Source organism: Promicromonospora noduliphila (assembly GCF_056951025.1).
In genome coordinates this window covers 681602-708481 of record NZ_CM167806.1, presented here as the reverse complement: position 1 = coordinate 708481, position 26880 = coordinate 681602, and the positions used below count along the sequence as shown (strand labels likewise).

24 protein-coding genes are annotated in these 26880 nt (G+C 68.9%); 10 read left to right on the top strand and 14 right to left on the bottom strand.

What is annotated here, in order from left to right; all coding sequences use genetic code 11:
- Positions 1-585 precede the first annotated feature (585 nt).
- Both AC0QU1_RS03040 and mobF read left to right on the top strand, forming a co-directional pair.
- On the top strand, positions 586-996 hold the full coding sequence (locus AC0QU1_RS03040) for a hypothetical protein (protein ID WP_483574240.1): 411 nt from the start codon (positions 586-588) through the stop codon (positions 994-996).
- Between the two features lie 439 nt (positions 997-1435).
- A complete protein-coding gene (gene mobF, locus AC0QU1_RS03035; RefSeq protein WP_483616377.1) occupies positions 1436-5074 on the top strand; it encodes a MobF family relaxase in 3639 nt (1212 codons plus the stop codon).
- 765 nt (positions 5075-5839) lie between these two features.
- Here mobF and AC0QU1_RS03030 read toward each other — a convergent pair.
- From AC0QU1_RS03030 to AC0QU1_RS03010, 5 genes are read right to left on the bottom strand one after another with little or no spacing between them, the layout of a single operon-like run.
- Entirely contained in the window at positions 5840-6865 is a 1026-nt protein-coding gene (locus tag AC0QU1_RS03030; RefSeq protein ID WP_483574236.1) for a protein-L-isoaspartate O-methyltransferase family protein, read from the bottom strand.
- A complete protein-coding gene (locus tag AC0QU1_RS03025) occupies positions 6862-7305 on the bottom strand; it encodes a lasso peptide biosynthesis B2 protein (protein WP_483574234.1) in 444 nt (147 codons plus the stop codon). Before AC0QU1_RS03025 ends, AC0QU1_RS03030 begins: the two co-directional genes overlap by 4 nt.
- Complete coding sequence (locus AC0QU1_RS03020) at positions 7302-7568, bottom strand: hypothetical protein (protein WP_483574232.1); 267 nt, start codon at positions 7566-7568, stop codon at positions 7302-7304. The genes AC0QU1_RS03025 and AC0QU1_RS03020 overlap by 4 nt, the downstream gene beginning before the upstream one ends.
- Positions 7532-9376 carry an albusnodin/ikarugamycin family macrolactam cyclase gene (locus AC0QU1_RS03015; protein WP_483574230.1) on the bottom strand — a complete coding sequence of 615 codons (1845 nt, stop codon included), beginning with the start codon at positions 9374-9376 and terminating at the stop codon, positions 7532-7534. The genes AC0QU1_RS03020 and AC0QU1_RS03015 overlap by 37 nt, the downstream gene beginning before the upstream one ends.
- A gap of 44 nt (positions 9377-9420) precedes the next feature.
- Entirely contained in the window at positions 9421-9558 is a 138-nt protein-coding gene (locus tag AC0QU1_RS03010) for a lasso RiPP family leader peptide-containing protein (RefSeq protein WP_483574229.1), read from the bottom strand.
- A 198-nt stretch (positions 9559-9756) separates the two neighbouring features.
- On the opposite strand from AC0QU1_RS03010, the gene AC0QU1_RS03005 reads away from it, so the two are divergent.
- Together AC0QU1_RS03005 and AC0QU1_RS03000 are read left to right on the top strand one after the other, a co-directional pair.
- Complete coding sequence (locus AC0QU1_RS03005) at positions 9757-10533, top strand: aminotransferase class IV (protein ID WP_483574228.1); 777 nt, start codon at positions 9757-9759, stop codon at positions 10531-10533.
- 63 nt (positions 10534-10596) lie between these two features.
- Complete coding sequence (locus AC0QU1_RS03000; RefSeq protein ID WP_483574227.1) at positions 10597-11538, top strand: SUMF1/EgtB/PvdO family nonheme iron enzyme; 942 nt, start codon at positions 10597-10599, stop codon at positions 11536-11538.
- 339 nt (positions 11539-11877) lie between these two features.
- Here AC0QU1_RS03000 and AC0QU1_RS02995 read toward each other — a convergent pair whose 3' ends face one another.
- Positions 11878-12957 (bottom strand): DUF5677 domain-containing protein, encoded by a 1080-nt coding sequence (locus tag AC0QU1_RS02995; protein ID WP_483574226.1) that lies wholly within the window; start codon positions 12955-12957, stop codon positions 11878-11880.
- 550 nt (positions 12958-13507) lie between these two features.
- On the opposite strand from AC0QU1_RS02995, the gene AC0QU1_RS02990 reads away from it, so the two are divergent.
- Positions 13508-14596 carry a three-Cys-motif partner protein TcmP gene (locus AC0QU1_RS02990; RefSeq protein ID WP_483574225.1) on the top strand — a complete coding sequence of 363 codons (1089 nt, stop codon included), beginning with the start codon at positions 13508-13510 and terminating at the stop codon, positions 14594-14596.
- Between the two features lie 3 nt (positions 14597-14599).
- Here AC0QU1_RS02990 and AC0QU1_RS02985 read toward each other — a convergent pair whose 3' ends face one another.
- The 3 genes from AC0QU1_RS02985 to AC0QU1_RS02975 all read right to left on the bottom strand — a co-directional run bounded on the left by AC0QU1_RS02985 (position 14600) and on the right by AC0QU1_RS02975 (position 17128).
- Positions 14600-15346, bottom strand: coding sequence for a DUF5131 family protein (locus AC0QU1_RS02985; protein WP_483574224.1), 747 nt, complete (start codon positions 15344-15346; stop codon positions 14600-14602).
- A gap of 244 nt (positions 15347-15590) precedes the next feature.
- Entirely contained in the window at positions 15591-16727 is a 1137-nt protein-coding gene (locus AC0QU1_RS02980) for an HAD family hydrolase (protein WP_483574223.1), read from the bottom strand.
- Positions 16724-17128 carry a hypothetical protein gene (locus AC0QU1_RS02975; protein WP_483616375.1) on the bottom strand — a complete coding sequence of 135 codons (405 nt, stop codon included), beginning with the start codon at positions 17126-17128 and terminating at the stop codon, positions 16724-16726. Before AC0QU1_RS02975 ends, AC0QU1_RS02980 begins: the two co-directional genes overlap by 4 nt.
- Positions 17129-17473: 345 nt before the next feature.
- Between AC0QU1_RS02975 and AC0QU1_RS02970 the strand changes: the two genes are divergently transcribed.
- The 3 genes from AC0QU1_RS02970 (at position 17474) to AC0QU1_RS02960 (ending at position 19181) form a co-directional block, all read left to right on the top strand.
- Positions 17474-17818 carry a hypothetical protein gene (locus tag AC0QU1_RS02970; protein ID WP_483574220.1) on the top strand — a complete coding sequence of 115 codons (345 nt, stop codon included), beginning with the start codon at positions 17474-17476 and terminating at the stop codon, positions 17816-17818.
- Positions 17819-18214: 396 nt separating this feature from the next.
- Positions 18215-18373: a hypothetical protein gene (locus AC0QU1_RS02965; RefSeq protein WP_483574218.1), complete on the top strand. Its 159-nt coding sequence runs from the start codon at positions 18215-18217 to the stop codon at positions 18371-18373.
- Positions 18374-18467: 94 nt separating this feature from the next.
- Entirely contained in the window at positions 18468-19181 is a 714-nt protein-coding gene (locus tag AC0QU1_RS02960; protein ID WP_483574217.1) for a hypothetical protein, read from the top strand.
- Positions 19182-19407: 226 nt separating this feature from the next.
- Here AC0QU1_RS02960 and AC0QU1_RS02955 read toward each other — a convergent pair whose 3' ends face one another.
- A complete protein-coding gene (locus tag AC0QU1_RS02955; protein WP_483574215.1) occupies positions 19408-19974 on the bottom strand; it encodes a hypothetical protein in 567 nt (188 codons plus the stop codon).
- Positions 19974-20165 carry a hypothetical protein gene (locus tag AC0QU1_RS02950; RefSeq protein ID WP_483574213.1) on the bottom strand — a complete coding sequence of 64 codons (192 nt, stop codon included), beginning with the start codon at positions 20163-20165 and terminating at the stop codon, positions 19974-19976. Before AC0QU1_RS02950 ends, AC0QU1_RS02955 begins: the two co-directional genes overlap by 1 nt.
- Positions 20166-20291: 126 nt before the next feature.
- Here AC0QU1_RS02950 and AC0QU1_RS02945 point away from each other — a divergent pair, with 126 nt between their 5' ends.
- Entirely contained in the window at positions 20292-20870 is a 579-nt protein-coding gene (locus AC0QU1_RS02945) for a DUF8453 domain-containing protein (RefSeq protein WP_483574212.1), read from the top strand.
- Between the two features lie 327 nt (positions 20871-21197).
- Here the strand turns inward: AC0QU1_RS02945 and AC0QU1_RS02940 are convergent, their stop codons facing one another.
- The 3 genes from AC0QU1_RS02940 to AC0QU1_RS02930 form a co-directional block, all read right to left on the bottom strand.
- Entirely contained in the window at positions 21198-22853 is a 1656-nt protein-coding gene (locus tag AC0QU1_RS02940; RefSeq protein WP_483574210.1) for an ABC transporter domain-containing protein, read from the bottom strand.
- Between the two features lie 79 nt (positions 22854-22932).
- Positions 22933-24156 (bottom strand): ATP-binding protein, encoded by a 1224-nt coding sequence (locus AC0QU1_RS02935; RefSeq protein ID WP_483574209.1) that lies wholly within the window; start codon positions 24154-24156, stop codon positions 22933-22935.
- Between the two features lie 178 nt (positions 24157-24334).
- Positions 24335-25420, bottom strand: coding sequence for a DUF3048 domain-containing protein (locus tag AC0QU1_RS02930; protein ID WP_483574207.1), 1086 nt, complete (start codon positions 25418-25420; stop codon positions 24335-24337).
- 112 nt (positions 25421-25532) lie between these two features.
- Here AC0QU1_RS02930 and AC0QU1_RS02925 point away from each other — a divergent pair, with 112 nt between their 5' ends.
- Positions 25533-26795 carry an AMP-binding protein gene (locus AC0QU1_RS02925; protein ID WP_483574205.1) on the top strand — a complete coding sequence of 421 codons (1263 nt, stop codon included), beginning with the start codon at positions 25533-25535 and terminating at the stop codon, positions 26793-26795.
- Positions 26796-26880: the final 85 nt, after the last annotated feature.

The following is a 26880-nucleotide window of genomic DNA, read 5'->3' as shown; positions in this document are numbered from 1 at the left end:
GAACGGGGCTCGGACACTTCGGTGTCCGGGCCTCGTTGCTGTTCCGGCCAACGCCACCGTCGCGAGCCGTACCCCGCCATCGACGCCATCGTCCTCGCGTCCGTGTGGCGCGAAGGAGTGGATCGCCGGCCATCTGTCCGCGCACGGGGGCGAGGCTCTGGCCGCCGAGGTGATCGAAGCCGGCCGCCCGGTGGGGTTCCCGGCGTCCACGCTGAAGAATGCCCGGCCGAAGGTGGCCGACACCGTCCGGATCGGGTTCGGCACGGCGCAGAAGACCTACTGGCGGCTCCGCGCCGACGTCGGCACCACCGTTGACGCGCGGCCCGCAGGCACCCCGAGTCTCGCGAACACCACAGATCCCGCAGCGGCCACAACACCCGCCGAGACCGCACGGCCCGTAGCAGCCACAGGAACCACGGACACAACAGAGCCCGCTGGCCGCGCAGGTCCCGTGCGGCTCCGCGACACCGCCTCGCCGCAACCGGCCGGAGCGTCCCGCCCGCGCCGTGCGCGTCGTCGACCAGGCGGTGCCCCCGTTCCCGCGCAGCAGCAGACGCTGTTCGCCGCGATGGGGGTGAGCGAGCCATGAGAGGCCGTCACCCGGACGAGGCCCGCAGGCCGGGCATCGAGGACGCAGGGACCGAGGCACGTGCTCGCCCGGAGGCAGCGCGTCACCTCGCCTACCGACGTTCGTACCGCCTCTCCGAGACCACGGCGAGCACCCTGCTGTGGGAGGCCGCGCACGCGGCGGCACGCCGTGCAGCCCTGGCTCTGCCCGACGATCCCGACGAGGCCGTGGTGCAGGCGCGGGCGTTCCGGCTCCTGGACGAGTCGTGGTGGCGCCTGGTCGATCGCCACGACCGCGACCGCCAAGCCCGGCGAACGAGCAAGGCGGACGCAGGCCCGGCGAGGCCGTCACCCGACGGCGCCGGGCCCTTGCGTGCGGGACCGGTCCGACGGGCTCCCGGTGACGTCGCCGGGATGGACGGCCCATGAGCTGTGCCCTGCGGCCGAGAGCCGGCCAGGACCCCAGACGCCTCCCACTGCGGCTCGCACCGTCCCTCGGCGGCCGGGAGCGGGCCGTCGCCGTGGCGCGGGTGCGGATGTGGCGGAGGTCCCACCCCACCGCTCCTCCCCGCCCGGCCCACTCGACCCAGCACCGCCCAACCAGCCCAACCACTACAAACCACACCGAGCCCACCACATCAACTCCAATACACCACAGACCTACCCACCACAGCCCACACCACACCAACCACGCAACCACCACCTACCCCAGCCCACACACCTACCCACAAGGCAGCACACCTCAGGCAGTTGAGGAGCGACGGCACCGTTGGCGATGGGACGAGCTGGCAGCGTTGGCGCGATGGCCGCACACCTCGCCTGCACACCCCAGGGTCGGTGGTGGGTCGTGACGGTGAGCATCCATCCGATGAGCGTCGGCAACGGCACCGAGTACCTGACCGGTTCTGTGGCCAACGGCGACTGCGATTTCCCCAGCCCCGGTGATGGGCTGGGGATGGACCCGGTCACCGCGTACTACACCGCAGTAGGCACCCCGCCGGGCTACTGGCTGGGACGCGGCGTGAGCGGCCTCGGCGGTGGCGGTGTGCTCGCGCCGGGGCAGCGGGTGACCACGACGCAGCTCCAGCGGCTCCTGGAGGCGGGTCGGGACCCGGTCACGACCGAGCCGTTGGGCCGGGCCTACCCGAAGATCGCCACGCTGCGTGAGCGGATCGAGAAACGGACCGCCGCCCTGGACGCGAACCTCAGCCCGGAAGACCGGCAGGCCGCCGTTGACGCGATCGTCCAGGACGAGACGCTGGCCGGGAAGCGGACACCGGTCGCCGGGTTCGACCTGACGTTCTCGCCCGCGAAGTCGGTCTCGGTGCTGTGGGGCCTGTCGGACCGGAACACGAAGGCGGTGATCCTGGGTGCGCACCGGGCAGCGATGGCCGAGACCATCCGGTTTATCGAGGACCACATCGCGGCCACGAGGATGGCCACCGATGCCGGGAACGGGTCGATCATGCAGGTGGAGGTCACCGGGGTGGTCGCCACGGCGTTCGACCACTGGGACTCCCGTGCGCACGACCCGCAGTTGCACACCCATGTGGTGATCGCGAACAAGGTCCGGGCTCTGATCGACGGCAAGTGGCGCACCCTGGACTCGCGCGCGTTGTTCAACGCGAACGTCGCGTTCAGCGAGCACTACAACGCGGTCCTGGCCGACCGCCTTACCGCCGCCCTCGGTGTGAAGTGGGAACGCCGTGTCCGGGGCAAGGACCGCAGCCCGCGGATGGAGATCGTCGGCGTCAGTGACGAGCTGATCGAGGAGTTCTCGAACCGGTCGGCCGAGATCGAGCACTGCGCGGACCAGCTCATCGCCGAGTACCGCGAGAAGCACGGGCGTGCGCCGTCGTCAGGCACGATCAACCGGCTGCGTGAGCAGGCGAACCTGGAGACCCGCCCACCGAAGACGATCGCGTCCCTGGCCGACCTCTCGGCGCAGTGGCGCGAGCGAGCCCAACGCATCCTGGGCCAGGACCCCACCGAGTGGGCACAGGGCCTTTTGTCTGCTGCCCTGGCCGAACCGGGGCAAGTGTTCACGGCCGGTGATGTCCCCCAGGACGTGGTCGACATGGCGGCCTCCGTGGTGCTGGGCGTGGTGGGGGACAAGAAGGCCACGTGGAAGCACTGGAACCTGTGGGCCGAAGCCGAACGCCAGACCATGCACTGGCGCATGGCTTCGCATCAGGACCGAGTCGAGGTCGTGGCGAGGATCGTCGCGCAGACCGAAGGCGGCTCGGTCACCCTGACCCCACCCGAGCTGGCACCCACCCCGGTAGCGATGCTGCGTGCGGACGGGTCCAGCACGCTGCGCCCCAAGCACTCCGTCGTGTTCACCTCCCAGGCCGTGCTGGACGCCGAGAAACGCCTCCTCGCGCTCATGGACGACCGCACCGCACCACACTTGGGTGCCGACCTGCTCAGGGCCATCCTGAACCACGGTGTCCGAGACGGTGCGCTCGACGCCTCGCAGGCCGAAGCCATCGCCATGGTGGCCGGTTCGGGCCGCCGCCTGGACCTGTTGATCGGACCAGCCGGGACCGGGAAGACCACCACCCTGCGTGCACTTCGCACCCTGTGGGAAGGACAGCACGGGCCCGGGACCGTTGTCGGTCTGGCGCCCTCTGCGGCCGCTGCCGACGTCCTGAGTGGTGAGCTCGGGATCGAGTGCGAGAACACCGCGATGTGGCTCACCCGGCAGCGGCACGGCCGCGCCCGGTTCAAGGCCGGGCAACTGGTGATCGTGGACGAGGCATCCCTGGCCGGGACGCACACCCTGGACCGCCTCACCCGGGCGGCGACGGAGGCCGGCGCGAAGGTGCTCCTAGTCGGCGACCCCGCCCAGCTCCCCGCCGTGGAGACCGGCGGAGCCCTGACGCTCCTGGCCGGTGAACGCGCCCGGACGGGCGGTGACGTTCCGACGTTGGTCGAGGTGCACCGCTTCCACTCCGGCTGGGAGAAGCACGCCACGCTCCGGCTGCGCGACGGCGACCCCGGCATCCTGCGCACATACGAGGACCACGGGCGCATCCAGGCGGGCACCACCGAGAACATGACCGCCGCCGCGTACACGGCGTGGAAGGCCGACACCGAGACCGGGCTGTCATCGGTGCTGGTCGTGCCCGACACCGCCACGATGAACGACCTCAACCGCCGCGCCCGCGCCGAACGCGTCCTGACCGGACGCGTCTCCGACGGCCGCACCGTCCGCCTCGCGGGGCAGACCCGAGCCTCGGCCGGAGACCTGATCCTCACCCGGCGCAACGACCGCACCCTGCGCCACGGGCACGCCGGATGGGTCCGCAACGGCGACCGCTGGCAGATCACCGCCGTCCACCGGGACGGGTCGGTCACGGCCGAGCGCATCGACCCCGACGCGCACACCGACGCCCGCAACGGTCAGCGCGGGCAACAACTCAGTGGTGGGACGGTCCGGCTGCCCGCCGCGTACGTGGCCGAGCACGTCGACCTCGGATACGCAATCACCGGACACCGCGCCCAGGGCCTCACCGTCGACACCGCGCACACGGTCGCGAGCCCGAGCATGAGCCGGGAGAACCTGTACGTCGCCCTCACGAGAGGCCGCCAGGCGAACACCGTGTTCGTGCCCGTCGACCAGCCCGACCGGAACCACAACCACGAACACGCCATCGGTGCGAACATCGACCCCGACCTGCCCGAGCAGGCCGCCGCGCGCGCCGTCCTGGCGGGCATCCTGCACCGGGTCGGCGCCGAACCCTCCGCACACCAGGCGCGCCGCGACGAGGAACACCGCTGGGGATCCATCGCGCAGCTCGCCGCGGAGTACGACACCATCGCCACCCACGCCCAACGCCCACGCTGGACCCAACTCGTTGCGCACACCCTGGCCGGCGAAGGCTTCACACGACGCGATATCGCCCAGGTCGTGGAGTCCGACGCGTTCGGGCCACTATGCGCTGAACTACGCCGAGCCGAAGCAGACGGGCACGACGTCTACCGCCTCCTGCCCCGGATCACAGCCACCAGGAGCCTGTACGACGCCAACGACATCGCCGCCGTCCTGCACGACCGCCTCAGCCACGCAGCCGCCCGCGCGGCCACCGGGCGGAACCGGATCGCCGGGCTGGTCCCACAAGCCCAGGGACAGTTCCCACAGGACGTCCACGAAGCCCTCGACCGGCGCGCCGAACTCATCGAGGACCGCGCCCGCGCCCTCGCCCAGGAAGCACTCGGCGATCATGAGCCCTGGACCCGGCACCTGCCCCCACGCCCCGATGGACCCGGCGAACAGGCCTGGCAGAACGCAGTCGCCGCTGTGGCCGCCTACCGGGATCTCTATGGCGTGACTGGAGACAGCCTGCTTGGCGACCCGCCCACCACTCTCACCCAGCGCGATCACGCCCGGCGGGTCCAGGCTGTGCTGCGGCCCACGCAGGCGCCGGACCGGCGAGGGGCGCCCTCGTACCCCGGAGCGGCCAGAGTCGACCGACGGCAACGACCTGAAGGACCGTCTCTCTAAGCGCCGACATTGGCCCCAGTAATGCGATAATCGACGGCTCGCCGGTGTTTTTGTGCGGACAAAAACAAGGCGACCCCCGAACGGACGGTGGGCTGGATTAATGATGGCATTCTAGGGACGATTGGATCGCTATATGTGCTAGCACGTCTAGCACATTGACCTGCGCGTACGGTATCCCTAGACGTATGTGAAAGTTAGGTGAAGCGCGAGACGAATTCTGGATTCGGGTTGGCGGGTCGCAATTGGCGGACGTACCGTCCTTTCGTGTCCGCACCGTTCGTGCGGAAAAGTAAAAGCCCTCGCCCGGGATCTTGGCGGAAGCCGGGCGAGGGCACGAACCTGCTCGTGAGGAGTAGTCCGTGTGTGCAGATTACAACGCGGCCCTGGTGCGGATCCGCCCGGACGTCAACTGTCCGGCCGACGTCCGCGTTCAGGATGACCCCCGCAACGGTCCGCAGGATGCGAGAGGTGGCGCGGTGATCGAAGACCTCGGGGTCTCCGGGATCACCTCCTGGCCCCAAGCGGTCGTAGCTGTGACCTTCATTGTTGCGGCCTTGGCTCTGCCGCAGGTGCTCGCCTACATGAAGGATCGGCGCGCCACGCGACGATCGAGGCGTGGTTCAGCGAACCCGAACAAGCCTCGCTCGTCGCCCAGCCGCCGCGAGCCATGGCGTCGAGTAGCTGGTCACGTCCCGACGCCACCCGAGGCTTGCCTCAACTCAGTATCCGAGGAGAGAGCGTGACGACCAGCGTTGCTGGACCCACCTACCCTTCAAGTCGGACGATCCATCCTTCGGCGTCCGGGATCGTGGTGCCGGTCAGACGGTCCCATCCGGGGGCGCCTTCGTCGCGCCACTGAGCGATCCACTCATGGAGCAGGTCTAGTGCGTCCTGAGTCCCGGCGTGGACTGCGGTGCGGCGTCCGAGCAGGGCGAGTCCCGTGCTGGTGGCGGCCCCGATGGTTAGGAGGTGGTCGGGTAGCCCAGCGGTGACCAGCCCGTCGGGCCGGGTGGCGTAGAGCCACGCGGTGAAGTCTCCCAGCTCGTCGGCGGTCAGCGGTGACGGCTCCTCAGTCGGGTACTTCGCGATGACATCCAGGAGGTCGTGTGCGGTGGCCGGGTCGTCGTGCAGGTGCGCGCCGCTGAGCCACCACGGGGCGCCGTCAGTCCCGGTGTCGTTCGGGATGTCGTTGGGGATCGAGGCGTCGACGTATCGGATGGGCAGGGCGAACGTCGTGACGACGTCGTCGTGCATCTCGATGTAGGACCCGGGGCGTACGTCGGTCACGGTCGGGACGCCGTCGGCCAGGCGGATCGTGACGATCGCGTTGGCGACCGCGAGCTCGGCAACCTTGACCGGGGTGACGATGACGGCGTCGGGTGTGGCCTGGTCGATCCACGGCGCGGGTACCAGGTGCGGGGTGGACCAGGCGGCGATCCTGTCGTACGGCGCCCCGTCGGGGTCTCCGGCGTATCCGTCGGCGTGCGTGACAGTGACGTTGGTAATCCTCGCCTCGACGAGGCGCGCGCGAGCGCGGTGGACCAGGTCGGGGTCGACCTCAACTGAGTGCACGTGTCCCTGAGGGCCGACCAGGCGGGACAGGAGGGCTGCGGTGTAGCCGGAGCCGGTCCCAATCTCCAGGACATGCTGGCCGGGCTGCACGTCCAGGAGGGTCAAGGTCTCGGAGACCGCCGCGATGGCGGACGACTGGGGCAGCTTCGATCCATCAGGTTCGGTGACGAAGTAGGCGTAGGACGTTTCTTCGACGGCGGCTGTGACCTGGCTGGTCATCGGTGGTTCCTCTCGATGGTGCGGGCGGGGATGGACGTTGTGCGCAGGTAAGCGCGAGTCGTTGCTGGTTCGTCGACCGGTGTCTGGCCGGCTTCGACCCAGGCGTGGAACGTGTACGGGTGTGGTCGGACTCCGTGGCACCAGGTGACCGGCTGGCCGCGCAATGCGGCGAGCCACGTCGCGGTCAGGGACGTCTCGAGGCAGGCGGCGCGTCCTGGCCACCATGAGGCCGCGCGCCGGACAGCGACCACGATCATCAGGGCGGCGGTGTGGTCGGCTGGTTTGCCGGGGAGTCGGTTGAGCCGGGTGGTCATGGCATGCACGACGCGGAACGGCAGAAGTCGCAGGCAGGCGATGACCACCACGATCAGCATGGCCGCTTGCATCTGCATGACACGCGGCACGGAGCGGGCAGCAGGGACCGCCATGGAGACGCTCATGCCGCCTCCTGAATGAGACCGCGGCGAAGCAGGTCGCCAGAGAGGCGGTCAGTCCACTCGACGGCGCGCTGGTAGTCCGCACGTGCCAGTTCCTCGACGGCCGCTGTCGTGGACTCGTTGGCCGGGTCCGTCAGGCTTGTGAGGAGGACGGTCGCGGTCGTGTTCAGCGCGAAGAGATTGCCTCCGCGCAGGTCCACCAGGACGGAACCGCCGTCCGGCGTGGGAGTCATGGTGACGTGAGTGGCCAGCTCGTAGCGAGACATGCCTTGTCCTCTCTCACAGGTGTCCAACGTGCGCGGGTACGTCGTTCGTGTGCCCGGTACCAGGCTTCGGCGGCTACGACCGATGCCAGACGAGCCAGCGGGACATCGACGCCCCGGCCGGCCTGTGCCAGCGCCTGGCGGGCCGATGGCGCGTCGAGCAGCCCGATGTCCGCCAGGCGGGATCCGGTGAGCAGGTCATGCAGCAGGTCCATGTTCCGGGCGATCCCGCGATAGTGCAGCGCGGAGTAGTTGCCCTTCGTCGACCGGGACAGCAGGCCGTCGGGCACGAGCCCCGATAGTGCGGCACGCAGGAGTGGCTTCGCGGCATGAACCGTCGTGCGCTCGGACGCCGGGACCGAGAGAGCGGCGGTGACGACGCCGTCGTGCAGATACGGGGAGACCAGCCGCAGACCGTTGACGTCGGCGGCTTGTTGATCGAGGCGCTGTTGCCGGGCGAACGAGGTCACGGCCGACCGAGCTGCATGGTCGCCGACGGACCAGCCTGGGCGCTTCGGAAGGAGGCACTCGCGGATCGCGCCGGCAACTGCGCGGCGTGCGTCCTCGGTGAGCCACGCGGTGTTCGGCTGGTCGAACCAGCGCACTTGCGCGGCCGTTGATGTCGCACGGGGTGCGGGCCGGAGTGCTTCTCTGGCCAGCGATGCCAACGCCGCATCGGGAGAAGTAGCAGCGAGCCGGAGGGCAGCAGTAATCACCGGCAAGCTCGGGGAGTTGCGCAGCGTGGCCCAGCCGCGTGCCTCACGGACCAGGCTCGCGGGATGGTGTGCGAAGTCGGCGAGGTATGCCAGCGGCCCGACCAGGACTGCGTCTCCTCCATCTCCGGTCAGGTGTGCCCTGCTGCCCAGGCGAAGCAACTCGGTGTGCCACCACGCCGTGCGAGCGTGCACCACGGCATCGGTCCATGGCTCGTCCGTGACAGGGACCTCGTCGATCGCGGTGTAGGGCAGCACCGCGTCCGGGATCGTCCTCGTCTCGTGCCGCACGTTGGTCAGCAGCGCCGCGGCCATGCTCGCGCGCTCGACGTCGTCGTTGTCGGGTTGCGCGGAGTCGAGCGTCAGCGCCGTGACCGGCTGTGCAGACGCGCGACTCGCCACGGCCGCGACGACGGTCGAGTCAAGCCCACCGGATAGGTCGGCAGTGGTGCCAGCGCTGACGAACGGCCGGACCTCGGCCAGCATCGCCTCTCGTAGCGCGCCGGAGCCGTCGGCGAAAGACGTCGATGGCGACGGACGGTGCAAGGCCGCGGTGCGCGCTCGTCCCTGGATGTCGAGTAGCAGCATCCCGTCCGCTGGGACGGTGCTGACGCCGTCGAACGCCGAGCGGCTTGATGACGGGACGAGGTCTCGACTGGCCAGGCGCAGGCTCAACCACGCCGGGTCCGGGTCGGAGCCAATGAGGTCAGCGAGGATCGTGGCCGACGACGCGAAATGCGTCGCTCCCTCATAGTCGGCGTGGAACACCAGGCGGGTGCCCGCCTGGTCGCCCGTCACGATCATCTCGTGGTCGTCAGCCCACACCACGTGGCTGGAGCCGCCCCGCTCAGCAAGCGGCGTGTCATCGAGCCGGGACGCGAACCGGCGCGCTTGCCGAGCCAATTCGGCATGGTCCGCGACCACATCGCCCAGGACTGCGCACCACCAGCCCGGACCTTCGAGTACCCGGACCTGATCATCCGCCCAGTCACCGAGCGTCCAGACGACCTCACGCCCCAGACGGAGCAGTTGGCTCCCGTCGGGAACGAGCGGGAAACCCGACGCCGTGCGGGTTCCACCGAAACAACGCATCACCATCGGGCCTCCCGTCGTGTTTATCTACTGGTGTCCGAGGTGGGCGCTCAGTAGTAGTACTCCTTCATGTCGGCCGTGTCCTTCGTCTGCGTGCCGAGCGTCAGCTTCGTCACCGAGCCCAGCTCGGTCACTACGGGCTCCTCGATCAGCGTGGCCGACCCGGTGTCGGTGGTGTTCTCGTTCATCCGGTTCCCCTTCTGGTCTGTCCGGCGGGAGATGTCCCGCCGGTTGCCGCGTTCCGGCGAGTGCAGGACCAGCCAACCAACGTCTCCACGGGCTGAGAAGGAACTCTCTTGCGCGCGGGACCGAACTTTCACCGAACTTCGGGCCCGCTAGGCGGGTAGGTGGTTCTCTGACGCCAGCCCGGAGTGCAGACTGGCGCCATGACGGCGGAACTGGATGGCGTGCCGGTCACGCCTGAGGAACTAGAGGCTCTGGCCCTGACTGCCTACGGGCACTTCACGTCCATGCGGGTGGACAACGGCGCCGTGCGCGGCCTTGATCTGCACCTGGCGCGCCTTGCCCGCGATGCCAAGGCGCTCTTCGGAGCAGACCTGGACACCGAACGCGTTAGGGACCTCGCGCGCCGGTTCGCACCCGAGACCGGTGCCGGCATGGTCCGGGTCACCGTCTTCGACCCGACCATCACCCTCGGCAGCCCCGAGGAAGCAACCCAGCCTCGGGTCCTGGTGACGTCCCGCCCGGCCGGATCGCTGGAACTGTCGCCCTTCCAAGTACGGACCTCGGTCTACGAGCGAGACCTCCCGAGTGTGAAGTCGACGGGCTTGTTCGCGACACTCGCGCACCGGCGTACCGCACGCCTGGCCGGGTACGACGACGTCCTGTTCACAGCTCCCGATGGCGCAGTGAGCGAAGGCGCCACCTGGAACATCGGCTTCTTCGACGGCAGCGACGTCATCTGGCCCGCGGCCGAGGTCCTGGAGGGCGTCACGATGGAACTCCTGGCCGGCGCCGGCTACGACCAGCGCCGGGCAGTGCATGTCTCGGATCTGGCGGACTTCCCGGTGGCCTTCGCCACGAGCTCCGGGATCGGCGTGCGAGCGATCACCAAGATTGACGATCACACGTTCGATGGCGACCACCCCGTGATCGCGGACCTCCGCCAGGCCTACGCCAAGATCGGGGAGCAGGTGCTCTGAGTGTTAACAGTGCACGAGACCGCTCCGGCCGCTAGTCTCACGCCTCGGCAACGAGGGGGACGAGTGGCGAGCGTCGAGCGGTGGACCGGGGTCGAGGTGCGCGCGTTGCGGCACGCGCTGCGCATGAGCCTGGAGGACTTCGCGCAGCACCTGGGCGTGAGCGACCGGATGGTCTCCAAGTGGGAGGCCAGAGGCGAGACCATGCAGATCCGCCCGACCAACCAGGCCGCACTCGACACTGCCCTGTCCCGCGCGACAGCGGACGTTCAAACCCGGTTCGCCAAGCTGCTCGGCGGCGACACGACCGAGAGCGACGACGAGGAACTACCGAGCACGTCACTGCCGACTACGCAGATCATTCGCCATCCCACCGATGGGCGGGAGATGGCTCTAGTCGGCGCCGGGGTCTACCTTGCGGGCACGAGCCGTGAGCCCGTGTGGCTCCCGGACTTCTACATCGACGTCTACCCGGTCACCAATGCTGATTACGAGCACTTCGTCACCGCGACCGGTCACACTCCGCCGCAGCACTGGCCAGACCGGCGTGCGCCCGCCGCGATCCGCACGCACCCCGTCGTCTTCGTGACGTGGCACGACGCGAACGCGTACGCCGAGTGGGCGGGCAAGCGCCTGCCCACCGCCCAGGAATGGGAGAAGACGGCTCGCAGCCCGCACGGCGACGTGTACCCCTGGGGCGACCAGCCGACACCCGCGAAGTGCAACACGCGAGAGTCTGGCATCCGGTCGACCACACCCGTCGACCGCTACCAGTCCGGCGTCAGCGTCTACGGCGTCTACGACCTGTGCGGCAACTGCTGGGAATGGACCTCCAGCGCCACGGAACCCGACCGGTACGAGCTCAAGGCCGGTGCATGGACCAGCCCGTTCGCACGGGTCACACCGTCAACGTTCAACGATGCCTCAGCCACCATGCTCGACGACGACACCAGCTTCCGATGCGTCGTCCTCGCCGAGGAACTTCCGGCCGCACCCCCAGCTCGCTGACTCCGGCCGCAGATCCGCGTTGCTCCACGCCGGCATTCCTCGCGCTCCTTGGACGGAGTAGCACAGGCCGTGGCGGAGTGACCTCGCCTGCGCCGACACTGTTTCGCGTCCACCGTCTGGGGTCACACAGCGTCTGTGGGGGCCTAGGAGACGATACCTTGGCACCCACGCACATCGCGAAGTAGGACGTGATGCCCCATCACGGCTCAAGGCGCCGAAACGTCTTGGACATGCGGAACTTACGAGCAGCAGGGTGATCAAAGGGAACCATGATCGCGCTCGCCGGGAACTCCCGATGGCCTTTCATCGGCTCAACGCGAACTTCAGGAACGAGGGCCGTCATCGGCCGACCGTTGAATTCCTCGGGCCGGTACGCTTCACCTCGCGGCGCACCCGATCAAGAGTCGGTGGCTCCGTGCGCGGCGGATGAGCCAAAATTAGGGTCTGATCGATTGGTTGGTAGTAATACCACTTTTCGCCGCCAGGGTAGAAGGCAATCAAGGCCGCCGGCACAGGCTCTGGTTCGGTCGGCCACATTTTTCGATCGAGTTTACGGAAGCCGTTGCGAATGGTCGGCCATTCGGAAAGCGCCTCGTCAGTAGCCTCGATGATGTTTCGGGCCTCCCAGGAGTCACTGATAGTATCTATCTTCTCCATAAATAGCTTGAAGAATGTCAAACCTTCGAATAGCGCCACCGCCGCCAGTTCAAGGTCGTTCCCGGTGCGATGCACTGGCACCTCCTTAATATCACGGACCAAACCAGCCATAGATCCGCTCGATCCGTGGATGACTGCGGACAGTACGCGGTAGCCGTCGTAGTGCGAGCCGAGACCATGGCTTGCAGCCCGATCCGCCAAACTTCCCTTGGCCCACTGACGCTTGAACGACGAACCATATGCCTTAATGGCTCGCGCGAGGCGCGGCGCAGATCGCTTTTTTAGCGCGTCCAACCGCGCGACCTCCCTCCTCCTCTCGGCGCGTGGCAGGAGCGGTAGGTGGGATCGGCGACCGGCCGCAACCATTTCGACGGCGACCCTGTGCTCGCTATAACGTGCAGGCGTGTTTTTGCTGGATCCGGTAATGTCATATAGGTTGACAACATGCTCGAATAGAACCCTGGCACTGTGCGCCGCCGAACGACCGTCTAGATGCAGAGCGTGTCGAACGACACCAACGAAGTCGTTCACCGCAGCAGTTAGCATCAGCTTTTGAGCGTGGTTTTCGAGGAGTCCGTAGATTCCTCCTGAAATCTGTGCTGTTGCATTCATGTAGTGAGTGAGCCACCCAGCCAGCGCGCCGTCGATCGCGTCGAGAATATCCGGCGCAGAATCGGGACTCTGGATTTCATGTCCACTGCGGTCGCCTGCGGTCCAGTCTTTGAACCCGATCCCGAACGCGCTACTTTCGCGGTTATCCATGGCAGACATCTTCCATGGAAGCGCGCATAAACACGAGCACAGACTGGAGGTGGTGGCAGTTTTCATCCACGCTGCAGTAGGCGGGGTGCGGTGGGGGTGCGCGCAGCGCCCGGAGCGCGGGGGTCCGCATCCCCACCGGCGGCGCCGCGCCCTTGATCTTATTGAGGTCAACTCGGCAACGTTGCCGGCGGTCCACGGGGACTGCAATGCGAGCCGACATGTGGACCGTGAAGGCACGGGCTTCAGCGGCGGCAAGCTCGTCCTCGCGCGAGGGTCTTGCCTGGCCGATCGAGAACACGTCATGCGCTCGGGCGACCTCGGGCCACTAAGCAAGATCGTAAAGTCAGCGGAGTGCCGTGTCGCATCTCGGCACACCTACTCGTCATCCGTGATGGTGGCGAGCCTGCGGGTGAACTGCACAAAACCGGCTCGGCGAACGCCGTTACCTGGGCGTACAACCCTATGCTTGGCAGCGGCGGGGCGGGGTCGCGGGTCTACATCGCAGGGCGCGGGTCTGACGACGCCCACGAACCGATGCGAGGAGCCGACGATGCCCGAGACGGTGACCTGGAAGATGGAGCCGCACACCCGTGCTAAGCACGACCTCCTTCGCGCGTACCTCGGGGCGTGGTTCCCGATCATGTCGAAGTTCAACAAGCGAGTGGTGATGTTCGACGGGTTCGCTGGCCCAGGCATCTACGAGGGTGGAGAGCCCGGCTCGCCGGTCATCGCGCTGCGGACGCTGGCCGAGCACCACTACGCAACCAAGATGACGGGCTGCGAGTTCGTGTTCCTGTTCAACGAGCATGAGCGAGGCCGCTACGCCCGGCTCCAGCAGAGCCTCGGCGAGCTCGAAGCCGAGCTGGGGGCACTGCCGAAGAACGTCAAGGTCAGCCTGTCGAACGCGAACTTCTCCGACTTGGTGGCCAAGATTCTCGACTCCCTCGGCGAGAACCAGCTCGCGCCGACCTTCGCGTTCGTCGACCCGTTCGGCTACAAGGACGTGTCGATGGCCCAACTCCAGAAGTTTCTCGAGTTTCCCAAGTGCGAGTTGTTCATCTACTTCGACTTCAACAGCGCCAACCGCTTCGCAACATCCGGGCAAGTGGACAAGAGCTTCGAGCAGCTCTACGGCACTGACCGTTTCACCCAGGCGCCACCCGCGGGCGACCAAGGGCGTGGACCGTTCCTAACCGAACTTTACGAAGCCCAACTGCGAGACGTATGTCAGTTCCCGTACGTGCAGCGTTTCGCGATGGTTAATTCCCAGGGCAGGACCGGAAACTACATCTTCTATTGCACCCGCAGCTACACCGGCCTCAAGGCCATGAAGGCGGCGATGTGGAAGATAGATCCCACTGGCGAGTACAAGTTTTCCGACCTGCTACACGGACAGCCGGTGCTGTTCACGATGGACGTCGACACGACACCCCTGCAAGAAGAGCTGGGCCGCAAGTTTAGCGGTACGACGGTGACGGTCGAAGAGGTTGAAGAGCACGTGGTGATACATACGCCTTTCGCCGCGTCGCACGTCAGGAAGAAGACCCTCAAGCCGATGCAGGACGACGGCAGGATCATTTGCCATGGCCAGAAGCGTAAGGGTACCTTCCCGGAAGGCACCCGGATCACCTTCGTCTGAGCCTCAGCCCGCCAGACCGACGGGCATCTCGTCCCAGGTCTTGCCGTCGAGTTCGCGGCCCAGCGCCTTAGGTGTACGTCCGCCCCACTGCTTGAAGAAGAAGGCCACTCCCGACTCCGTGCAGGCGTCACGTATGCCGCGCGCCCAGGCCAGGTCCATGGGACGGTAACCCGGTCCCGACTCTCCACCTGCGATGACCCAGTCGATCCCCTTCAGGTCAATGCCGTCCAACGGCCCGAGCAGAGGCTCGCACGACAGGAACCTGATTGCCGCAGGGATCTGCCGCAGGTGGCCGACCCGGTGCAGCGTGTCCTGGTTCTCGACGGAAGTTCCCAACCACACGTTCGGCGGCCACGGCAACTTGGTCGCCATACGCAACGCCCGCAGCGGCCGCTTGGTGAGCACCTGGTATGTGTGCTCGGGCGTCTCCGCCATCACGCGGAACACGTCCTGAACGAATTCGAGCGGCACCTTCGCATGGAACAGGTCGCTCATCGAGTTCACGAAAACCAATTTCGGCGACCGCCACCTGTACGGCTGCTCCAACGTCCTCGGGTGAGTCGCTACGCCGAATCCCGGCCCTGATGTCCGCGGGTCGCCGTCGGTCTGATACTTCTCAGCGCCCATGGCCTTCAGGCGCTTGGACAGCGTAAGCGCGTAACAGTTGTCACACCCGGAGGAAATGCGGTCGCACCCCGTGACCGGGTTCCAGGTGGCTTCGGTCCACTCGATACTTGTCCCGTCTGCCATGTCCGCAGGCTACCGCCGTCGCAGCACGCCAGCGTGCCAAACGCACGATCGATGGGCGGCATGTCGCGCCATTTTGGCACTCTTCACCCCTGCGGATTGTCATCGACTGGCTCGTCCATAAGGCTGAGGCGGACGACGCCCCGGAAGCCAACTCGGAGTGAAACGGAGTGCCCGGCATCACGACGGCTCCCAGATCTGCATGGTTCTGCGGTTGGGGGCCTTCAGTTAGGCCGTAGCGGTGGGCTTAGTGCGTGATGGGGAGTGCGAAAGAGTCCGGGCCATCAAGGGCGGCTGGCGTCCTGGTCCACCGGGCGCGCAACCCCAGGTCGCCGAGAGGATAGGTCACGCCGGCCATAGCGGCGGCGACCTCGATCTCACGCATCGTGGACCCGATCCCGCCTGGGATCGGAGCGTGACGAGTCCAGCGTCCGTGGCCGATGGTCCAGACCTCACACTTGACCAACTCGGCGTCAGTGCCGTGCCAGACCCGCAGAACCGCATGGCCTGCGGCCGTCGCAAGAGCCGCGACAAGTTGGGCGCCAAGCGAGGGAAGATGTGCGCTGGTCGCAGCGGCGGGCACGAGCGAGCGGAGAACGGGAACCACACCCTGCTCTGTGATGCTTCCCGTGACCTCACCGGCCGTTTCTCGCACGGCGGCTGGCGCATGGCCCATCGAGACTCCACGTCCCGCCCACTCCAGCATGAGCACGTCGTTCATGCCGTCCCCAACCGCAATCGTGCGGTCCGGCGCAACCCCGAGCCGCTGGCGGATCCCTTCGAGCGCCGTCGCCTTAGAGATTCCCAGGAGGGTGACGTCGAGCCAATCCGGGCCAGCCGGGGTCACGGTGACGCCGGTCGCGCGCAAGAGGTCTGCGTGCTGACGAATGCCTGGCGCCTGGACGACCACCCGGGTAGCGGGAGCGTTGTGCAGGTCGGCTAGTGGGACCTGCTTCTGGTCACCGTTGACCTGGCCGTCGTCGAACAGACGGCTTACTCTCCATCCCCATCCGACCTCCTCCACACCGATCCGCACCTCTGATCCGAGCGTGGCTGCCCGGTGGATGACCGGCGCGGCGTCGAAGTGGTGAGCTTCCTCGATCAGGTACCCGGCAGGTGCGCCGGAATCGAGACGGGCGGTGAGCGCGCCGTTGGACGTCACGGCGTACTCGTCGGTCAGGCCGAGCTGCCGAACGACGGGCAGCACCCCGGTGAGGGACCGCCCGGTGGCGAGCGCAACGCCGTGCCCGGCCGCCCGGACCAAGTCCAGCATCGCCACCGTCTCGTGAGGGACGGGCTTGCCCGTGTCGAGGAGAGTGCCGTCGATATCGAGCGCCACCATGGCCTTGGTCCGCGTTCGCACGCCGTCTTCGGTCGTCTTCACTGATCTACCTCTGGTGTGGTTGGGATGGTGCGTCGGGGCAGTTTCTCGGCGAGCCGGGGGCGCCGCGTCGTCGTGGCCGCTGGCTTCTCGCCGATGACGATGCACGCGGCACCGTGGGACTCGAGGTCGGCCGCGACGCGCGCACGCGCTGTGGCAAGGCGTGCGGCGGCTGGGATGAGGACCAGGCGAGCGTCGTGGAACCGGGCCGCCTGCACGAGCTGACTGATGGTGAACCCGTCGAACCGGTCCGTCATGATCTGCGCCAAGGCCAAGCCTTCGTCGCGCGCGTACCCGGTGACGGCGGCGCGTTGCTGATCCAGATCGGCGGCTTCGCTAGCGCACACATACGCCACTGCCACCGGACCGGGCCCGGTCAACGGATAACTTCCGTGGGCGAGCACAGAGCAGCGCACACTGCTGGCCATGCTGAAGCGGCGCCCGCGTGTTGGTGCATGTCTTCCCCTTGGAAGCGGAGTGATCCGAGTGCACTTCCAAGGTTGGGGCGGGGCGGTACGTGTCGGTAGGTCGCCCCACCGAACTTGTACCGGCATTACGCGGAACTGATAGTTCCGCGGAGAACAGCCACGTCAGCGAGGAAGGGTAGCGCAGGCCTTCGAGTCGTAGGACACAGTGGTTTCGCAGGCGGTCCAGTGGCCGAGCGGTAGGCACCGGAGCAAGGTCGAGAGTCCCGAGGCGCACTCGCGTCCCGGCACCCATCACCTAGACCACACGTAAGGAGCAAGATCATGAGCACCAAAGACGCCGACTGGGTCCTGACCATGCACGCCGCGATGGCCGACGCCGCGACCCGTCACTACCTGCCCGACGACGTGCGTGCCCGGATCGCCGACGGCACCGAGCACGTCGATGACCTGTTCTACGTCGTCGAGCTGGACGGCATCGTCCGCCCCGACGTCGGATTCGGCGAGCACTTCGACGAGTTCGTCGAGCACGGGCGGCAGCTCCTCGAAGACATGCCGCCCAGCCAGAAGGACCGCCTCCGGCTGACCCTCGCGGCGGCGAGGGATCGGAGCCGCGTGGAGGAGGCCGTGCTCATCGCCGCCGAGGAGATCGTTCAGGCGGCGGAGTAGTCACGCGCCCGGCAGCATGACGAAGCCCCGGACCGCGTGGTCCGTGACCGTGGCCAGGTCTGCCCGGGCCCTAAGTCTGGGCCCAGAGCCAGTCCGCATCCCCCAACACCGCCAACGGCTTCGTGGCGCAGACCGGGGCGATCACCAACCCTTCACATACCTCTGTGACCTGCGGTTTTACGGACCGGACCGACCGATTCGGTCTTGTTTCGGTCCGTGCGGTCCGGTTCGTGTCCGCGTGGTCGTGGGTGGCGGCACGTGACTGTCAACGGTTCGTGGTTCGATCTCCTTCAACGAGGTGACCCCATCTGCTGTAGCGAGCAGATGGGGCCTGACGTCCTCGTTTTCCATGGGCTTCGGAAGAGAGGAACATTCGTGAGTGTAAAGGATGACCACGTGAGTGGAAATCGAGGGGCGCGGCGCGCTTGGCTGGTTGTGCTCGCGGGCATCTCCGCAGCCGTCGTGCTGGAACTTGGCGGCACGACCGACGAGGCAATCGGACTGGCTGCGCTGGTGCTGCAGCTCGTGGAGATGACGCGGGTCGAACCGCTGTAGCGGCGGAGAGGCTTCACCCCAGGTCGGTTACGACCTGGGGTGAAGTCAACCTGTCACCCTGACCGGGGGCACGCGGTGCTGTTGAATGTCGGGCATGCGGACATCTCGCCGTATTGCTGGGCAGTCCAGAGTTTCATCAAGGAACACCGCCGCAACGTCCAGGTCGAACGTCGCGGTAGCTGCAATAACGGGTGCAGTGGGGCTGGGGGGTGCTCTGATCGGTGGCGGGTTCACCATGGCCGGGACAAGCGCAGCCGCTGATGCCGTCGCCGAAGCCCAGGAGAGAGACCTCAGGCGGGCGGCGTACATCGAGTACTTCGATGCCCTGGACGCATACGCGACGGCAGCGGCGGCACGCTGGGAATCTTGCATTCCCGGCACTGACAAACGGCTTGCCCCGGACGTGCCGTGTCAACCGACCCTTGGCGAGTATCGAACCGCCAGGGACACCTTCGAGGGCCAGAAGCCCCACATGGAGCTCGTGGCGAGTGATGAAGCGGGTTTGCTCGCGCACGCCATCGAACCGACGCTGCCGATGAACTTCGGCTTGACGGGCGACGTGGTCGACGACGAACCCGAACTGGCGCGGTTCACGGTGCTCTACTTGGCGCTTCTTGAAGTTGCCGCATGTGACACATCGCCGAACCCGCGTGACAACTGTTCGGACGCACGCTCCGAGGCGCGGGAGGTTGCCGTCGATGGTGTCTGGGTGCGCGAACTGGAGGATGGCGAGTCGGCCGAGACGTGGGAAGAGCAACTGCGTCGACTGGAGGGCGCCGGATCCGAGACGTCATCCGAGACGGATTGAGCGGCGTTGGGGCCCGTATGGGGCCCACAGACGCGGCATGCTGCCGCGAAGCGACTCCACCCCGGGTCAGAAAACACCCCTGACCTGTGGCGGAGCCTTGTGGAGCGGGTGACGGGAACCAAACCCGCGCCATCAGCTGGGATGCTGACATCCGAAAGAGGCCCGGTCCTCCGAGGCCCCTTCCGACAAGAACGCCGGTACAGCCGTGACGTTGTCTCAGTCGTCGTCACGCATCTTTGCCGGCGGAGGAACCCTTGCTGTCGGATGGGGCCTTAACAGTGGCCTGGGTCTTGCCGAGCTTCGAGAGTTGCCGCTGGGCCTTGCCCAGGTCCGAAATGCGCTGCTGTGCCTTGCCAAGTTCCGAGACATGCTGCGGAACTTTGGGGAGCTGCGGCACCTTGGCGAGCTGCGGCACCTTGGGGAGCTGCGGCACCTTGGCAAGTTGCGAAACGCGCTGCGGGCTGATCTTCATAAGTCGCGCGACGTCGCGCACGGGCAGGCCACGGCTACGCAGGCGCTCGACCGCCTCGCGGGACGCGGTGGCAGCCTCGCGCTCGGCTTTGGCGAGCCGCTCGCCGCGCTCCCTGGCATCGTCGATCGCACGGCGGTCGTCGGCGTCTAGGTCGGCCACGACGTCAACGCGTACATCGTCGTGCCCCAACATTGCGGCGGCATCGACCACCAGCGCCTCGACCTGGTCGAGTCGCTTAGCCTGGGTGAAAAGCCCCGGGATCTGGGGGACCTCGACGGCCCACCAGTCGCCGGACCGTGTCGCGTGTGCAGTGACGTCCATCAGTTCTTCCCTTCCAGGTAGCGCAGGATGCCTCGGGCGGTGTGCTCGTTGATCTCGTTGTGACGCGGGATCGTGGTCTGCTTGTCGCCCACGCGGACCTTGGTATGACTGCCGCCCTCGGTGTACTCGGCGGCAACCCCCGCGTCCTTGGCGATCCTGTTGATCCGTCTGATCAGATCCCTACGCTGCATATCGTAAGTCTAGGGGTCTTGTTGGATCAAGTCAAGGGGGCTTGTGCGAGCGTCGGACTGGACTGCATCCGTATGTCACCCGGTGTGATCCGGTGCCCCCGGCATGGCTCGTGGGACGCTCTGCCCATGGATGAGCCCAACGTATTGGTCACCTTGCTGCCAACGGCGATTGCCGTTCTCGCCACCGTTTTCGCGGGGCTGAGTGCGTGGGCAGCGATCAGGCAAACAGGGCTGCAGCGCAAGATTCACCAGGATGCGACTCAGCCGTACGTCTGGGTCGATATCCGGCCAGACTCGAAGGAGCCCAACCTCCACACAGTCGTAGTCGGGAACTCCGGTCCGACGTTCGCAACGAACGTTCGAGCTACGTTCGAGCCACCACTCCCCACCGGGACCTTGCGTGGCGGAGAACGGGACGAAGCGGCGTCTAGGAGGCTAAGGGAAGGACTGCCCTCCCTTGCGCCTGGCAGGCAGCTCACGTGGCCTCTTGGGTTTGGGGATGCGGTGCTGGGCCCGGACGAGAGCCGTCGGTACACGATCACGATCGATGCAAACGGGCCCTACGGGCCCCTGCCCCAACAGCGCTTGGATGTAGACATCCACTCGTATCGCGAAACGCTGGACAGCCCGGACGGGAGCCTCCACAAAGTGCGGATAGCCATCGAGAAGGTCGCGACCGCCGTTGAGAAGACCAAGCGCAACTGACGTCGGCGCGCGGAAGCCAGTGCCACCAACCACCAGCCGTCCGCTAACTGTGTGTCCCGTCCCCCCCAGGTCTGGTGACCGGGGCCAACCTGGCGCGGTCATTGGGTGCGACCGCGACCGACGGCCTGCCCGCACCGCAAGACACGGGCCGGTGCCAGTCCGCAGATAGTCCGCAAGAGGTCCGCACAAGCCCATCCGATCCCAACGCGACCAACGGCCGGGATCGTTGGAATTCCAACGATCCCGGCCGTTCTCGCTCTCACCAGAAAGTGTCGGCTGACCGGACAGCAATTCCCGTACTACTACTGAGCCCCCGTACCACTACGGTCAGTCGTCGTCCGGCACCCGCCCGTCCGGGGTGACCGGGACCGGCGCCGCGGCGAGGCGTAGGTCCTCCGCGCCCAGGGCGGCCGCCAGCTCGTCCGGCCCGGTGAACACCACGGCTCCGGGGTACCCGGCCAGGATCCGCTTCAGGCGGGCCCGCCCCTCCTCGTCCAGGTCGCGGTCGAGGTCGGCGACCAGGAGCAGCGGCGGCGTGCCGTAGATCGCGCGGGCGAGGGCAAGCCGGGCCCGCTCGTCGACGGTCAGCGGCTCCCCGCCGGCGCGCAGCACCGTCCGGGCGCCGTCCGGGAACCGGCCGACGTCGAGTCCGACCGCGGCGAAGACCTCGTCGGCCGTCTCCTCGTCCAGGTCGGGACGCCGGTACCGCAGCGCGCGCCGCAACGGCCCGCGCTCGAACACCGTGCCCCGGGTCGCGAGACCGACCAGCGCCCGGCCGCGCGCCGGTGCGACGGCGCGCAGGTTCTGGCCGGCCACCCAGGTCTCGTCGGCCAGGCCGGCCGGCGCCAGGTCGAGGCCGACCGCCCGGCGCATGAGCCGCAGCGCCGCCTCCGGGTCGTCGCTGACCAGCCGGATCCGGGCCCCCGCGCCGCCACACAGCGGCGACCCCTCCGGGGTGAGCCCCGCGACCACGACGTGCACGCGGTCCGGTCCGTCCGCGCCGTCCGGCACGGTGGCCGACGCCGCGTCGCGGCCCACCCGCTCGTGCTCGGCGCGCCGGCGGGCGGCGTCGGCGAGCGCCGGCGCGAGGACCGCGCGGGCGGCCAGGTAGGTCTGGCGGTACTCGACGATCCGCCCCAGGTCGACGATCGGCGCCGCCGCGATGCCCGCGACGGCCATGGCGGCCATCGTGACGGCCGGGTCGAGCCCGCGGACGACGCCGACCGCCGCGACGGCGAGGGTCGCGAGCAGCGCCGCCACCGTGCCGCCGGCCCGGATGGTGCCGACGACCACCGACCGGTCGACGGCCCGGTCGACGACGACGTCGGAGGCCGAGTCGATGTGGCCCAGCTCCCGGCCCGTGCCCTGCGCGGCGATGATCCCTTCCGAGGCACCGACGGTGTCGGCGATCCGCGTGGCCATGCGCCCGCGGGCCCGCCGCAGGCTCCGCGACTTCACGTACGCCGTCCGCGCCCACGGCACCAGCACGACGGCGAGCGCGGCGAGCGGGAGCAGGAACCCGGCGCCGAGGAACGGGTCGAGGACCGTGAGCCCGACGGCGGAGCCCGCGATCAGCGGGACCGCCGCCGCGAGCGGGCCGACGCCCTGCGACACCCAGTTGCGCACGCTGGCCAGGTCGTTGGTCGTGCGGGCGACGGTGATGCCGATGTGAGTACGGCCGCCTGGCGTGAGCTCGGACTCGACCAGGTCGCGGCGCACCTCGCGCACGTAGTCCTGGCCGAGCCGCTCGGTGGCGATCCGCTCCTCGATGCGCAGCCCGCCGATCGCCACGGCCGACGCCACGATGCTGAGGATCGCGACGACCATCGGCCACAGGTTGTCCGCGCGGAGCTGGGTCAGCGCCCACGCGCCGACCGCCCCGAGCGCACCCTGGCCGAGCCCCAGCCCGACGAGCACGAGGATCCAACCCCGCCGCGCACCGGTGAAGACCTTCGGCAGCGCGCCGCCGCGCGGCGCCTCCACCTCAGGCTCCGCCGATTGTCGAACGAGCCCGCGGCTCCCCTCCGGGCCCGCACCCCGTCCCTCGGCCCGTACCTCCGGCTCAGGCGACAGCATGCCCGTCCCCGACCTCGCCCGCCGCCCGGAGGCCCGCGGGACCGAGCCCCGCGGCGGTCAGCGCGACGGCGGGCAGGCACAGGTCGTAGGTGGGCACCACGTCGACTTCGAGCGCGGAGCGGGCCTCTGCGGTGGCGAGCGGCGACGCCGTCAGCACCCCCGAGACGACGGACGGCTCGCAGCCGAGCACCCGCAGCGCGGCGACCCCGCCGCTCGCCCCGAGCGCGTCCCCCGCCGCGAACACCACGCGGTCGACCACCGAGCGGAACGCGTCGTCCATCAGGAGGCGGCTCGTGTCGCCCTGGTAGACGCCGTCCGCGATCTCGATCAGCACCACGTCGGGCGTGCCGTGCCCGGCCGGGGAGGCGAGCAGGTCCGCCATCGTCGCGAAGACGTCGCGGACCTCCTCGAACGGGAGGCGGAACGTGCTGGGCAGGCCGAAGTCGGTGAAGTCGACGACGTGGTGCGCGCCGGCGTCGGCGAAGAGGTGGGCGTCGTTGCCGGCACCGGTCCCGGTCGCCTTGCCCGCGTGGACGGTGAGGCCGGCCGCGGCCAGGCCGTGGGCGAGGCAGGCCAGCGTGGTGGACTTGCCGGAGTTCATCGACGTGCCGACCACGGCGACGACGGGAACCCGCGTGGCCCGGCCGAGCACCGAGTCCGCCGGCCGCACCGGGTGCGGCGCGTACTCCGCGAGGTTCACGACCCCCGCGGCGTTCGAGAGCAGGCCGATCGGCTCGATCACCGTGGCGTCCTTGACCGCGGCGTGCTGGTCGACGACGCGCGAGGCGAGCCCGCCGGCGGCCGCGAGGTGGCACGGCCCGAGGTCCTCCGGGAGCACCGCGAGGAACTGGTCGGCGGCGTAGCGCGACCCGTACGCCACGATGATCTCGTCCCCCTCGAACAGGATCTGCCGGCGCGACGTCGGGGACTCGAGCCGCCGGTGCTGGCCGATCGTCACGACCCGGGCCAGGACGACGTCGCCGGGACGCGGCGCCCGCGCCGGGTCGGTGACCAGCCCGAAGGTGGCGGGAGCCGCCTCGATCGCCGCGGCGACGAACCGTGTCGAGTAGGCCTTCTTGGCCCGCAGCAGGCGGGGGACGAGCGGGTCGGGCGTCCGGGCGGCGACGTCGGCGGCACCGACGCGCAGCGGGGTGGCGACGGGGCGCGCGGCGTGCCCGCGCAGGTCCAGGGGCGTGTCGAGGGTCCTCATGGCAGCCACGCTTTCTTGTCGAGGGACGCGAGATGCAAGTACCCGTCACTCAACTAGGGCGCCATGAACTCGCGATGAGACCGGGATGAAAGCTCTCTCATCCGCTGCGGCGGATGGACGCCGTCGCCCTCCCGGGAGGCTTCTGGCAGGGTCTCGACCGGCTCGGCCGGCGCAGCCGTCAGCGCACCGACCAGCTCCCCGAACCGGACGGGACCAGCTCGATCCAGGTGTTCCCCGGGTCGAGGCGCACGGCCTTGCCGTCGCGGGTCCTGAGCACGATCGGCGAGGTGCGGTCCTTCTTGGACCAGCGCACCGGGACGCTGTACCCGGTGGAGGCCAGCACGCCGATGCCGCCGGACTCGGCGAGCTTGTGCTCCGGCACGGGCGCCCCGCTCGGGTCCACCCACTTGGTGTTGAACACGTGCGTGGACAGCACCAGCACGTTCCGGGCGGAGTGCCGCCGCCCGTCGGCCGCGACGGACGCCGTCGAACCCTCGCTGCGCAAGTACCGCTTGTTCTTCTGGTCCCAGGTCCACACGCTGCGCTGCGCGGGCGACAGCGTCACGTCGACGACGCGGGTCGGCTGCCCCTTGCGCGCCGTCCCCTTGCCGGCCTTCAGCGCGTACCGGAACTGCGCGCGCGGCGGGTTGGTCCGCTTGCCGTCCGACTGCGCGAGGAACGTCGGCACGCTGCCGATCACGTTGTGCGGCGCGTACCGGCCGGGATCCCGGCTGAACCCGGGATCGCCGTCGTCGTTGATGAGCGTCTGGGTGCCGGTCCGTTCCACCGCGGCGATGAACGGCCCCTGCCCGCCCGAGAACGCCAGGATCCCGTTCAGCGGCCCGATGATCGCCGCGTCCATCGGCCGCACGGAGCGCACCGGCTCCACGACGTCGGGGATCTTCGAGTGGTAGGTCGCGACGAACCGGCTGATGCCGCCCTCCACGACCTCCTCCCACACGATGTCGGCCTCTACGAGGCCGCGCTGCGGGCGGGCGTCCACCGAGTTCTCGATCTTCACCGACACCGCGGGGCGGCTCGGGAGCTTGTCGGTCCGCACGCCGGTGAGCGGCCACACGACGGGCTCCTCCGGCGGCTCGGGCGGCTTGGGCGGACCGCTCCGCTCGGTCTCCACGGGGGCGTCGACCGTCGCGGTGGGCGTGGGCAGCGGTTCCTGCGGCCCGAGGCCGCAGCCCGCCAGCCCGAGCACGACCACCAGGGCAGCACCCGTGGCGCGGACCGCCGTCGTCCAACGCGTCGTCATCCGTTCTCCTCCGCGAGTGTCCGATGCCGGGCCTTCCCCGGGCGGTCCACGTGGCGCACACCTTACAGACCCGACAGACCTGTGCTGACCCAGGCACGCTTACCCTCGTGGGGTGACCCTGCCCGACCCGCCGACCGAGGTGGTCCGCGCCGTCCGGGACGCCCTCGGCGGCGGCCCCGCCTACGCCCCGCAGCCCCGCCTGTCCGACGCCGCGCTCCCGCCCGGCACCGCGCTGGTGCTCCGGACGTCCGGTTCCACGGGAAACCCGCGCGAGGTCGCGCTGAGCGCCGCGGCCCTGCGCGCCTCGGCGCAGGCCACGCACGACCGGCTCGGCGGCCCCGGCCGCTGGCTGCTGGTGCTGCCGCCCACGCACGTCGCGGGGGTCCAGGTCATCAACCGGGCGGTCGTCGCGGGCACCGAGGTGCGCGTCGGCGCACTCGACCGCTTCACCCCCGAGGGTTTCGCGGCCTTGGCCGCCGGCTTCCTCGCGCGCGGCGGGCGCGCCTACGTCTCGCTGGTCCCCACGCAGCTCCACCGCCTGGTCACGGCGGCCGACGACGGCGCAGGCGCCGGCCTCGACGCCCTCGCCCGGTTCGACGCCGTGCTCGTCGGCGGCGCGGCCACGCCGGCTCCCCTGCTGGCCCGCGCCCGGGCCGCCGGCGTCCGCGCCGTCACGACGTACGGCATGTCGGAGACGAGCGGCGGCTGCGTGTACGACGGCGTCCCACTGGCGGGGGTGCGCGTACGGCTGGCCGACGCCGGAGTCGGCGTCATCGAGCTGTCCGGCCCCGTGCTCGCCGAGGGCTACGTGGGCGACGACGCGGCGACGGCCGCCGCGTTCCGCACCGACCCGGACGGCACCCGCTGGTTCCGCACCTCCGACCTGGGCCGCCTGGACGGCGGCCGCCTCACGATCCTCGGCCGGACCGACGACGTGATCGTCACGGGCGGCGTCAACGTGGCCCCGGCGGCCGTGGAGGACGTGATCGCCGGGCACCTCGCCGGGCTGGGCACGCCCGGCGAGGTCTGCGTCGTCGGCGTGCCCGACGACGAGTGGGGCCAGGCCGTCGTCGCCGTGATCACCCTGCCGGACCGGGCCTCGCCGGGCGCCGGGCCGCTGGGCGGCGCCCCGGAGGCCGGCCTGCGCCTGGGGCCGCTGGGCGGTACCCCGGAGGGCGGCCTGCGCCTGGCCGACGCCGGTGGTGAGGTGCTCGCCGGGCTGCGCTCCGCCGTCGGGCAGCGGCTGGGGGCGCCGGCCGCGCCGCGACGGGTGTACCGCGCGGCCGCCCTGCCGACCCGTGGCCCGGGCAAGGTGGACCGCCGGGCGGTGCGGGACGCCGTCGTGCAGACGGAGCGGGAACCCGTGCGACCATGACTTCGTTCCACCGCCAGGACCGGGCACGGGCCCGGACCAGGTGTCTCGCGAATCCGTGCCGCACGGAACCAGGCAAACCCCACGA